The following is a 10,196-nucleotide window of genomic DNA, read 5'->3' as shown; positions in this document are numbered from 1 at the left end:
TCACAGGACGGGGTTAAAGGTTGCTTGTGGTTCGGTCCACCTTAGCGCGCCAAAAGCGCGCGGACGCCCCAGCGGGCGCCCATGAGCGCGAAGATCAGCAGCGTCACCGACCAGAAACCGCCGAGAGCGACCGCGTCGCCGAAGACGAGGTCTTCGAGCCACAGCACCAGGAACTTGCTCGCCGGCAGCAGAAGCAGCAGCATCCCCGCCGAGACGATGCGGCCGGGCGCCGTCGAGGCGGAGCGGATGCGGGCGAGCACCCACGTCTTGGCGCGAAGCACGACCTCGAGCACGAGCTTGAGCAGCACCGCCGTCAGCAGCGACACCGTGAACGACTCGGCGATGACCCCGGGGAACCACTGCACCGCGAGATTGAGCACCACGACATAGACGAACACGTCGACGAGATGGAGAGGATCGACGCTGCGGATCGGCGTGCGGGCTGCGCGTCGTCTCGCCTCCGGCTCGCTCAACGCCCGGAGCCTCTCGGGAGTGCGCGGCGGCTCAACGACCGGGTCCGATCACGCGGCGGGCTGGGTGGCGTCTTCGAGCTTGCTGGCCCGGATGGGGTGGCCGGGCGTCGTCAGGCACTTGCCCGACGCGAGGTCCCACTTCCAGTCGTGCAGGGCGCAGGTCAGCACGCCGTCCTCGATCTTGCCGGTCTTGGTGAGATCGGCGCGCAGGTGCGGACAGCGGCGCTGCACCTGCCAGTCGCCGATCTCGGCATCCTCGGTCTGGTCGGTCTGCTCGGCGTACCAGTTCTCGACGTACTCGATGCGGTCGCGCGAGAGGCACTTGAGGAAGGTCGTGAGGAACTCGTTGAACTTGCCGCTGCGGCCGACCTCGAACTGCATCGACAGGAAGATCGAGTTCGACCAGTCGATCTCGCCGTCGGCGATGTTGGTCGAGACGAGATCGGCGGGGATCGTGTACCAGTAGATGCACTCCTCCCCCGCGTATTCGCGCACCTTGGCCCTCGGGAAGTCGACGACCATGTCGAGGTCGCCGATGCGGAAGCGCACGTTGCCGCCGACACCGCTGCGGATCGTGCGGGCGCGCCGCAGCAGCGGCTCCCACCACTCCTTGATGGCGGCGAGCATCTCGTCGGGGGGCAGTACGGCAGCCCGAGTGGCCTCCTCCGCGGCGACCTCGTCCTGCCGGCTGTCGCGCTGGGCGGCGAGATAGTCCCACTTCTGGTCGAAGACGTGCGCGATCTCGGCCTCGGTGTACAGCGTCTGGGTGACCGTCGCGTCGGCGTGATCGAGGTCGACCTGCGTGCCGGGGACGAACAGGTGCCCCTTCTGCTCTGGACGCAGCGCCGCCATGTGCTCGAGGAACTGCGCCTGATCGGTGAAGATCGAGTCGTCGTGCTCGCCCCAGCCGTTGTAGCGGAACAGCTCCTCCCGCAGGAACATCGGCGGCCCCGCCATCGGGAACACGTGCTCGGCGTCGACCTTCTCGATGTAGTACATCGCGCGCTTGTTCTGCGCGTCGCGCTTGAGCTTCGCGAAATTCTGCTTGGCGTCCTGCGGCAGGTCGTAGACCATCGGCCACCAGATCGCTCCGGAGACCTGCGTGAAGTACGCGTCGGGCTTCGAGAATCCGAGCAGTCTCTCGAGGTCGAGTGGATGCGAGTCGTTCTGGTTCAGGATGCTGGCGGTGCCGTCGTCGACCGACAGGCTCGAGTCGCCGATCGGCCCGTCGCTGGGGGCGCGCAGCGGCGTGACCATGATCGTCAGGCCGTTGTCGTACTCCAGCGGGACGCCCGCCTGCGTGTAGACGATGTTGTCGTAGCCGAGCGCGCGCAGATCGGTCTCGAGGTCGTCGGTGGGGTACTCCGGCAGCAGCACCGGGATGTCGCTGCGCACGTAGCGCTGCAGCAGCCGCGGGTCGAAGTGGTCGCGGTGGCGGTGCGAGATGTAGAGGAAGTCGGCTCTGCCGAAGCGCTCCCAGTCGAGTCCCCGGTTGTCGGGGAACGGGAACCACGATCCGAAGAAGCTCGGCCCGATGACGGGGTCGCACAGGATGCTGCCGCCCGTCGTCTCGATGAACATGCCCGCGTGTCCGAGCCCCGTGATGCGCATACTGATCTCCTTCAGCGCCGAGTTTACGGGAGGGTGCCGCACACCCCCTGAGGGCGAGCCGGGCAAATGGCACCCCGTGGCGTGTCGATCAGCCCGTCTCGAAGAGCCCTCGGATGTCGTCGGCGGTGAGGGCCTGCGCGAACAGCTCGTCGTCGTCCATCACCGATCGGAACAGGCGCGCCTTGCGCTGCTGCAGCTCGAGCACCTTCTCTTCGATCGTGCCGGCCGCGATCAGCCGGTAGACGTTGACCGGCCGGGTCTGCCCGATGCGGTGGGTTCGGTCGACGGCCTGCGCCTCGGCGGCGGGATTCCACCAGGGGTCGAGCAGGAACACGTGATCGGCCTCGGTGAGGGTCAGCCCGAAGCCGCCCGCCTTGAGGCTGATGAGGAAGACGGGCTGATCGCCGTCGCGGAAGCCAGCGATGACCTGCTCACGGCGCCGCGTCGACCCGTCGAGTCGCACGTAGGAGATGTCGCGAGCGTCGAGCTCGCGTTCGACGAGATCGAGGAACGAGGTGAACTGGCTGAACACGAGCGCCCGGTGGCCCTCGGCGGCCACCTCGTCGACCCGCTCCAGGAGCGCCTCGATCTTGCTCGAGCCCAGCCGCGCGTCGGCGGGGTCGATCAGCGCGGGGGCGAGCGCCAGCATCCGCAGCAGCGTGAGCGATCGGAACACGATGAACCGGTTGCGGTCGAGGTCGTCGAGAAGCCCCAGCACCTTGCGCCGCTCGCGCTGCAGCACGATGTCGTACCGCGCGCGGTGCGCCGCGGGTAGCTCGACCCGCACCTCCTGCTCCTGACGCTCGGGCAGCTCCGGGGCCACGAGCTCTTTCGTGCGCCGCAGCACGAAGGGTCGGATGCGGCGGCGCAGGCGGTCGAGACGCTTCGCGCGATAGGGCCCACCCTCTTCGTTCTCTGGCACCTTGCCCTGCTCGATCGGCTTGACGTACTCCTCGCGGAAGCGCCTGCCCGAGGCGAACAGTCCGGGCGAGGTGAGCGAGAGCAGCGTCCAGAGCTCGACGAGCGAGTTCTCCAGCGGCGTCCCGGTGACGGCGAGCACGATCTCGGCGCGCAGGCGCTTCGCCGCGCGGTAGAGCCGGGTCTGCGGGTTCTTGACGAACTGCGCCTCGTCGAGCACGACGATCGCCCAGTCGATGCCCCCGAACTCGTCGTCGCCGAGCCGCAGCAGCGCATAGGAGGTGACGACCAGGTCGGCGTCGGCGGCGACGACCGCGAGCGGCGTGCCGGCCTTGGCCGAGGTCTCCCCCGCGATGCGCACCCGCAGCTCCGGCGTGAACCTGGCCGCCTCGTCGCGCCAGGTCGCCAGAACCGAGGTCGGGGCGACGACCAGGAAGGGTCTGGTCTCGCCGGTCTCCCTCGCGTGCTGCAGCAGCGCGAGCACCTGCAGGGTCTTGCCGAGGCCCATGTCGTCGGCGAGGATGCCGCCGAGGCGGTGGCGCCACAGAAAGGCGAGCCACGAGCAGCCGTCGCGCTGGTAGGGCCGGAGCTCGGCCCGCAGCCCCGGGGGTGGTGCGATCGCCTCGACGCCGGCGACCTCGCGCAGCGCGCTCGCCGTCTCGCGCCATGCGACGGCCGGCGCAGCCTCGTCGGCGAGGTCTTCGAACTCCGACCACAGCGGCAGCTGGTAGCGCGAGATGCGCGGCCCGGTCTCCCACTCGTCCAGCTCGGCCGCTTCGTCGATGAGCTCTCGAAGGCGGTCGAGGGCGGGGTGTGCCAGCGAGAAGTATCGGCCGTCCGACAGCAGCAGCTTCTTGCGCCGCAGCGCCAGCGCCGTGAACAGCGGGGTGAACGGGATGCGGCGGCCGTCGATCTCGACGAGCACGCCGAGGTCGAACCAGTCGCGGTCGGTGGTCTCGACGGTCGACACCGTGATGCGCGGGTCGCCGCCGAGCTCGCGGTAGCGCTTCGGGGCGCCGGTCACCTCGATCCGCAGGCCCTCGACCTCTTCGAGGGCGGGCAGCACCTGGGCCGCGAACTCGGCGGTGTCGACGCCGCGGAGCCGCGCGGCCGCCGCGAACGGCAGCTCGCCGGCATCCGTCCACGCTTGCACGGTCGCGCTCCGCAGCGCCGATGCGTCGTCGAGTTCGGGGTGCGCGGCGTCGAACGGCACCCGCCCCGTGCCCGGCAGCACCCACTCGAAGCGGTAGTCGACGACGTCGCCGGCGGCGAAGGCCGCGACGAGCACGAGCGAGACCTGTTCGGGTCGCGGCAGGGTCAGGCCTCCCGCTGCACGCACCGGCTCTCGACGCGCCATGCGCGGGTACGCGTCGCGCAGGAACTCGTCGACCTCTCCCGCGGGAACGAAGATCGGTGCGGCCGCGGCGAGCACCGCGTGCGCCGCGTCGCCGAGGGCGGCGGGGGCCAGCGTGAGGCGCACGCGGGGGCCCTCGAGCGCGTAGGCGTACAGGCCCGTGCGCGCCACCGGGCGCACCGTGGATGCGGGCACCTCGGCGCCGGCGATGCTCACGCGCGCGTCGAGCCGCAGTCCTTCTCCGTCGCCCGACAGCGCGACGTCGACCGCAGCCTGGGCGACGAGGCTCACGTCGTGGTCTTTCGCGACGGGCACGAGCGGGATCCCGATGCCCTCGGCCGCCGCGAGGTGCGCCCACAGATGCCGCGACTCGACCGTGTCGAGGGTCAGCCAGTCCGATGCGTCGGTGTAGCCCCCGAGCAGTCGCGCGTCATGCGCGATGCCGTAGAGCTCGCGGAACCACCGGACGTGCTCGGGGTCGAACCTGCCCGACGCGCGCCGCACCACGTCCCACGAGACATCGGAGCGGATCCAGCCGCCGGTCGCCGCGCTGCGCGAGAGCGGGCGCAGCCCCACCTGCAGGTCACCGGCGGTACCGCGGGCCAGCATGCGTGCGGTGGCCGTCTGCGCCTTCGCCGCCGACCACGCGCCCGCGCTGCGCTCGCGGCTGCGCAGTTCGACGCCCAGCGCGAGCGGCACCTGCGGCCCCGCGGAGGGGGCTGCGAGCGCCGCCCGCCACGGCGAGGGGCGGTCGGCGGGCGCGGTCACAGCATCCATCCTGGCCGACGGCGCCGACAGCGGCCGCGTGGGATCAGGAGGCGCGTGAGATGCGACCCAGCACGCCGTGCACGAACGAGCCCGACTCGTCGGTCGAGTACTCCTTCGCGAGCTCCACCGCTTCGTCGATGGCGACCGCCGCCGGCACCTCGTCGTTGAAGAGGATCTCCCACACGCCGATGCGCAGCACGGCGCGGTCGACGGCGGGCATGCGCGCGAGGGTCCAGTCCTTGGCGTAGGTCGTGATCTGCTCGTCGATCTCGCCGAGGTTGTCGACGACCCCGTCGACGATCTCGCGGGCATACAGCCACGAGGCCTGACGGTCGGGTTCGCCGGCGGCGCGCTGCGCCTCGGCGGCGAGCATCACCGGCACGTCTTCGCCGCGCACGTCGGCCTGGAAGAGGATGTCGAGGGCGCGCTTGCGCGCCTTGGAACGGGCGCTCACGCGCTCAGTTGACGCGGCCGAGGTAGTCCCCGGTGCGCGTGTCGACCTTGACCTTGGTGCCGGTCTCGAGGAACAGCGGCACCTGGATCTCGTAGCCCGTCTCGACCGTGGCGGGCTTGGTGCCCGCCGACGAGCGGTCGCCCTGGAGGCCAGGCTCGGTGTAGGTGATCTCGAGCACGACCGAGGCGGGCAGCTCGATGTACAGCGGGTTGCCGTTGTTGAGGGCGATCTGCACCTGCTGGTTCTCGAGCAGGAAGTTGGCGGCGTCGCCGACGGTGGCGGCTCCTACCGTGATCTGGTCGTAGTCGGCGACGTCCATGAAGACGAAGCCCTCGCCGTCGTTGTAGAGGTAGGTGAAGTCGCGGCGGTCGACGTTCTCGGTCTCGACCTTGGCGCCCGCGTTGAACGTCTTGTCGACGACCTTGCCGGTCATGACGTTCTTGAGCTTGGTGCGCACGAACGCACCGCCCTTGCCGGGCTTGACGTGCTGGAACTCCACGACGCTCCAGAGCTGTCCGTCGATGTTGAGGACGACGCCGTTCTTGATGTCTGCGGTCGATGCCATGGGTGTGGAGTTCCGTTCGTGAAGTCGATGTGCGATCGCGGCCCGAGGGGGCGCGGAAGTGGGCAGGTCACGCCCGACATTCGATTCTACGGGATGCGGCGCGCTCACGCCCTCGCGGGCGCCACCAGCGGCAGGAACACCTCGTCGATGATCTCGACGATCTGCTCGTCGGTGAGGGGTCTCGCGTTCATGAGCAGATCGTGGCGGAAGAGGTCGGTGGCCACGGTCCGCACCCGCGGGGTGAGCCGAGCGGGGTCGGCCTCACCCCTGGCGACGGCGCGCTCGAGGATGATGCGAAGCGACCGCCCGGCGCGGTCGCCGAAGGCCCGCGCCCGGACGTCGGCCACGCTCTGGCCGGAGGCGGCGTAGTACTCCCCCATGAACACGCTCAGCAGCGGCGCGATCGCGCTGTTGCGCGCGTTGGCGCTCTGCAATGCCGCGATCATGTCGCCGCGGAGCGTGCCGGTGTCTTCGGGCTCGTCTCGGCGCCCCTGATTCAGTCCGAAGGTGAGCACGGCGTCCAGAAGGGCGGCGCGGTCGTCCCAGCGGCGGTAGAGCACCGATCGGCTGGTCTCGGCGCGATCGGCGACGGCGTCGATCGTGAAGCCGTGATATCCCGCATCGAGCAGCAGCTCCCACCCGGCGCGCAGGATCGCGTCTTCCAGGTCTTTGCCGCGGCGGCGCTTCGGAGTCGCCTCAAGATCCATTTGTGTATCTTATCGCGGCGGCGTACACTCGGGGAATTAGGTACAGCAACGTATCTTAAGAAGGAATCCGCATGACCCAGACCTCCGCACCCGCCGTGCCGCGCACGGCGATCGTCTCCGCTCTCGTGCTCGTGGTCGGCGGACTCGCCGTGATCTTCGACAGCACGATCATGAGCATCGCGCTGAAGACCCTCGCCACCGAGCTCGACGTGTCCATCAGCACGATCCAGTGGGTCACGACCGCCTACCTGCTGGCACTCGGGGTCGCGATCCCCGTCGTGGGGTGGGCGCAGGCGCGCTTCGGCGGCAAGCGGGTCTGGATGTTCGCGCTCACCGTGTTCCTGGTCGCCTCGATCGCGTGCAGCCTCGCGTGGGACGCCCCGAGCCTCATCGCGTTCCGCGTGCTGCAGGGCCTCGGCGGCGGGCTCATGATGCCCCTGATGGCGACCCTCGCCATTCAGCAGGTGCCCACCGGGGCGGGTCTCGGCCGCCTCATGGCCATGGTGAGCCTGCCCGCCGCCCTGGGGCCGATCCTCGGACCCACGATCGGCGGCCTGATCCTGAACTACCTCGACTGGCGCTGGATCTTCTGGGTGAACGTGCCGTTCTGCCTCATCGGGCTCGCCCTCGCGTGGCGGTTCCTCCCCCGTGACGAGCCCCGCGGCAAGCCGGTGCTCGACTGGGTGGGGCTGGTGCTCGTCTCCCCCGCCCTCGTCGGCATCCTCTACGGACTGTCCAACGCCGGCGGCGACGGCGGCTTCTCGCGCACCGACGTGTGGGCGCCGCTCGTGGCCGGCGTCGCGCTGCTGATCGCCTTCATGATCACGCAGCTGCGGCATCCGCAGTCTGCCCTCGTCGACGTCGCACTGCTGCGCACCCGCTCGGTGGCCTCCGCCTCCGCCGTGCTCTTCCTCTCCGGAGCGTCGCTGTACGGCGCCATGCTGCTGCTGCCGCTGTTCTTCCAGCTCGTCCACGGCATGGACGCGCTCGGGGCGGCGCTGCTGCTGATCCCGCAGGGCATCGGGGCCCTGCTCAGCCGTACGCTCGCCGGGCGCCTCACCGACTCGATCGGCGCCCGCACGGTGGCGATCGGCGGCTTCGCCGTAATGGGGCTCGCCACCGTGCCGTTCGCCCTCGCCGACGGCGGCACGAGCCAGTGGCTGCTGATGGCCGTGCTGCTGGTCCGAGGATTCGGCATGGGCGCCGTCATGATCCCGGTCATGTCGGTCGCCTTCGTCGGGCTGGATCGAGACGCCGTGCCGCACGCGAGCATCATCACGCGCCTCGCGCAGCAGCTCGGCGGCGCGTTCGGCACGGCGATCCTCGCCGTCGTGCTCGAGGCCGTCACCGCCGACGCGACGAGCATCGCCGCCGTGGCCGACGGGTTCGACATCGCCTTCTGGGTCGCCGTGGGCTTCACGGTCGTCGCGATCGGCGTGTGCGCGGCGCTGCCGGCCCGCCAGCCGCTCACCGCGCCCGCCTGATCACTCGACGGCGTCGTCTGCCCGTGCCCTCGCCACGGTGTCCCCGTGCGCCGGCAGCAGGCCGAAGTCGGTGAGCAGCACCCCCATCTGGGTGTTGTCGAGACGGTCGAGCAGCCTGCCCTTGACGAAGTTCGGACCGGGGATGTCGACGGCCGCTCCGTCGCGCAGGCGCGTGGTCGCCTTGAGCAGATAGCGGATGTCGTAGGTCGAGTTGAAGACCTCCGGCACCCCTCGGTCGATGCCCAGCAGCTGGTAGGTCGCCTCCATCGCGGTGCGCACCGAGTACTCGGTCGTGAAGATGCAGTCGCGCGTGGTCTCGGCGAACTGCCCGATGAAGGCGAAGTTGACGCTTCCCGGCGGCACCACCTGCGGGCGGTCGCCCGCCCGGCGCGGCATGAAGAACGCCGTCACGTACGGCATCATCACCGGCACGCACTTGGCCCCGGATGCCGCCAGCTCCGGGATCTCGTCGACCGGCACGCCCAGGTGATACAGCCACTCCTGGGTGATCTCCTCGCCGGTGCAGTCCTGCAGCGGCTTGCCGACGAAGTCGCCGTCCCGCTCGACGAAGAGCCCGTAGACCCACACCACGATCTCGTTCGGCTTCTGGGCCTTGAAATGCGGCTGCCTGTTGACGGTCCAGCTGAGGTACCACGACGAGTCCTTCGCCGTGACGATGCCCCCGGTGACGACCCTGCCGCTGAACGGATCGCGCTGGGCGATCTTCTCGATGTAGGCGGGGATGCGCTCGTCGACCGTGGTCACCGTGGCCGACTCCCACTTGGTCTTGGCGATGTCGCCGCAGAAGACCTCGGGATGCCCGAAATCAGGCGACTTCGCCGCGATCCGCTTCCACAGGTCCCATGCGGGCGCGGGGCCGTCCTTGATCCGCGCCGGCGTGTGCTGGTCGCCGTCGTCGGAGTTCTCGGTGAGCGAGCCGATCGTCACCAGGCACAGGTCGTCCTCGGTGAGGTCGACTCCCCCGCTCCGCCCGTCACCGGCCACCCAGTCGATCCGGGTCGCCACCGTGCGCCCCGCGGAGAAGTCGAACTGCACGTCGGTCACCGTGTGCTCGAACAGGAACGTGACCCCCTGCTCGAGCAGCCACCGGTACATCGGCAGCACGAGCGATTCGTACTGGTTGTACTTGGTGAACTTCAGTGCAGAGAGGTCGGGAAGCCCGCCGATGTGGTGCATGAACCGATGCAGATACAGCTTCATCTCGAGGGCGGAGTGCCAGGTCTCGAAGGCGAACATCGTCTGCCAGTAGATCCAGAAGTTGCTGGAGAAGAACGCGTCGGTGAAGACCTCGTCGATCCGCTTGTCCTCCATCTCCTCGCGCGTCGCGAGGATGACCTTCACGATCTCCTTCTGTCCCGCATCCGAGAGGGCGAACAGCTTGTCGGTGCGGGCGTCCTGCCCCTGTTTCTCGGTCACGCGACACAGCGAGTAGTTGGGGTCGTCCTTGTTGAGCCAATAGAACTCGTCGAGCACGCTCGCATCTTCGACCTCGAGAGAGGGAACCGAGCGGAAGAGGTCCCAGAGGCACTCCATGTGGTCTTCCATCTCGCGCCCGCCGCGGATGACGAAGCCCTTCTCGGGATACTTGATGCCGTCGAGCGCCCCGCCGGGCAGTTTCAGCTCCTCGAGGATCGTGATCCGCTCGCCGGCCATCCGGCCGTCGCGGATCATGAACACCGCCGCGGCCATGTTGCCCAGCCCCGCTCCCACGAACCAGGCGGACTTGTCGTCGACGCCGTCGGGCTTGCGAGGCCGGGCGAATGCTTCGTAGTTGCCGCTGCTGTAGTACATCGGAGCTCCGTTCGTCGGTTGCTCCGTGTCTACGTCAGCGCGCACTCACG

8 protein-coding genes are annotated in these 10,196 nt (G+C 69.3%); 1 reads left to right on the top strand and 7 read right to left on the bottom strand.

Features of this window, described 5'->3' with window-relative positions; genetic code table 11:
* Nucleotides 1–41: 41 nt before the first annotated feature.
* The 6 genes from OAW74_RS05450 to OAW74_RS05425 form a co-directional block, all read right to left on the bottom strand.
* On the bottom strand, nucleotides 42–473 hold the full coding sequence (locus OAW74_RS05450; RefSeq protein ID WP_262873304.1) for a hypothetical protein: 432 nt from the start codon (nucleotides 471–473) through the stop codon (nucleotides 42–44).
* A gap of 48 nt (nucleotides 474–521) precedes the next feature.
* Nucleotides 522–2,084 carry a Rieske 2Fe-2S domain-containing protein gene (locus OAW74_RS05445; RefSeq protein ID WP_262873303.1) on the bottom strand — a complete coding sequence of 521 codons (1,563 nt, stop codon included), beginning with the start codon at nucleotides 2,082–2,084 and terminating at the stop codon, nucleotides 522–524.
* A gap of 88 nt (nucleotides 2,085–2,172) precedes the next feature.
* Nucleotides 2,173–5,124 carry a DEAD/DEAH box helicase gene (locus OAW74_RS05440; protein WP_262873302.1) on the bottom strand — a complete coding sequence of 984 codons (2,952 nt, stop codon included), beginning with the start codon at nucleotides 5,122–5,124 and terminating at the stop codon, nucleotides 2,173–2,175.
* 43 nt (nucleotides 5,125–5,167) lie between these two features.
* The gene (gene nusB / locus OAW74_RS05435; RefSeq protein WP_262873301.1) at nucleotides 5,168–5,578 is read right to left on the bottom strand and encodes a transcription antitermination factor NusB; all 411 of its coding nucleotides are present in this window, start codon (nucleotides 5,576–5,578) and stop codon (nucleotides 5,168–5,170) included.
* Between the two features lie 4 nt (nucleotides 5,579–5,582).
* On the bottom strand, nucleotides 5,583–6,143 hold the full coding sequence (efp, locus tag OAW74_RS05430) for an elongation factor P (RefSeq protein WP_262873300.1): 561 nt from the start codon (nucleotides 6,141–6,143) through the stop codon (nucleotides 5,583–5,585).
* 104 nt (nucleotides 6,144–6,247) lie between these two features.
* A complete protein-coding gene (locus OAW74_RS05425) occupies nucleotides 6,248–6,850 on the bottom strand; it encodes a TetR/AcrR family transcriptional regulator (protein WP_262873299.1) in 603 nt (200 codons plus the stop codon).
* Between the two features lie 71 nt (nucleotides 6,851–6,921).
* On the opposite strand from OAW74_RS05425, the gene OAW74_RS05420 reads away from it, so the two are divergent.
* On the top strand, nucleotides 6,922–8,334 hold the full coding sequence (locus OAW74_RS05420; RefSeq protein ID WP_262873298.1) for an MDR family MFS transporter: 1,413 nt from the start codon (nucleotides 6,922–6,924) through the stop codon (nucleotides 8,332–8,334).
* Here OAW74_RS05420 and OAW74_RS05415 read toward each other — a convergent pair whose 3' ends face one another.
* Nucleotides 8,335–10,146 carry an oleate hydratase gene (locus OAW74_RS05415; protein ID WP_262873297.1) on the bottom strand — a complete coding sequence of 604 codons (1,812 nt, stop codon included), beginning with the start codon at nucleotides 10,144–10,146 and terminating at the stop codon, nucleotides 8,335–8,337.
* Between the last annotated feature and the right edge of the window lie 50 nt (nucleotides 10,147–10,196).

Origin of the sequence: Microbacterium fluvii, assembly GCF_025515205.1 — a bacterium.
GTDB lineage: Bacteria > Actinomycetota > Actinomycetes > Actinomycetales > Microbacteriaceae > Microbacterium > Microbacterium fluvii.
The sequence above is the reverse complement of the archived record's forward strand: the minus strand, read 5'-3'. Positions and strand labels throughout refer to the sequence as shown.

Bases quoted from the DNA above. Each gene is read 5' to 3' on its own strand.
- OAW74_RS05425 (WP_262873299.1), bottom strand. From the start codon at position 6,850: ATGGATCTTGAGGCGACTCCGAAGCGCCGCCGCGGCAAAGACCTGGAA.
- OAW74_RS05445 (WP_262873303.1), bottom strand. From the start codon at position 2,084: ATGCGCATCACGGGGCTCGGACACGCGGGCATGTTCATCGAGACGACG.
- OAW74_RS05415 (WP_262873297.1), bottom strand. From the start codon at position 10,146: ATGTACTACAGCAGCGGCAACTACGAAGCATTCGCCCGGCCTCGCAAG.
- OAW74_RS05420 (WP_262873298.1), top strand. From the start codon at position 6,922: ATGACCCAGACCTCCGCACCCGCCGTGCCGCGCACGGCGATCGTCTCC.
- efp (WP_262873300.1), bottom strand. From the start codon at position 6,143: ATGGCATCGACCGCAGACATCAAGAACGGCGTCGTCCTCAACATCGAC.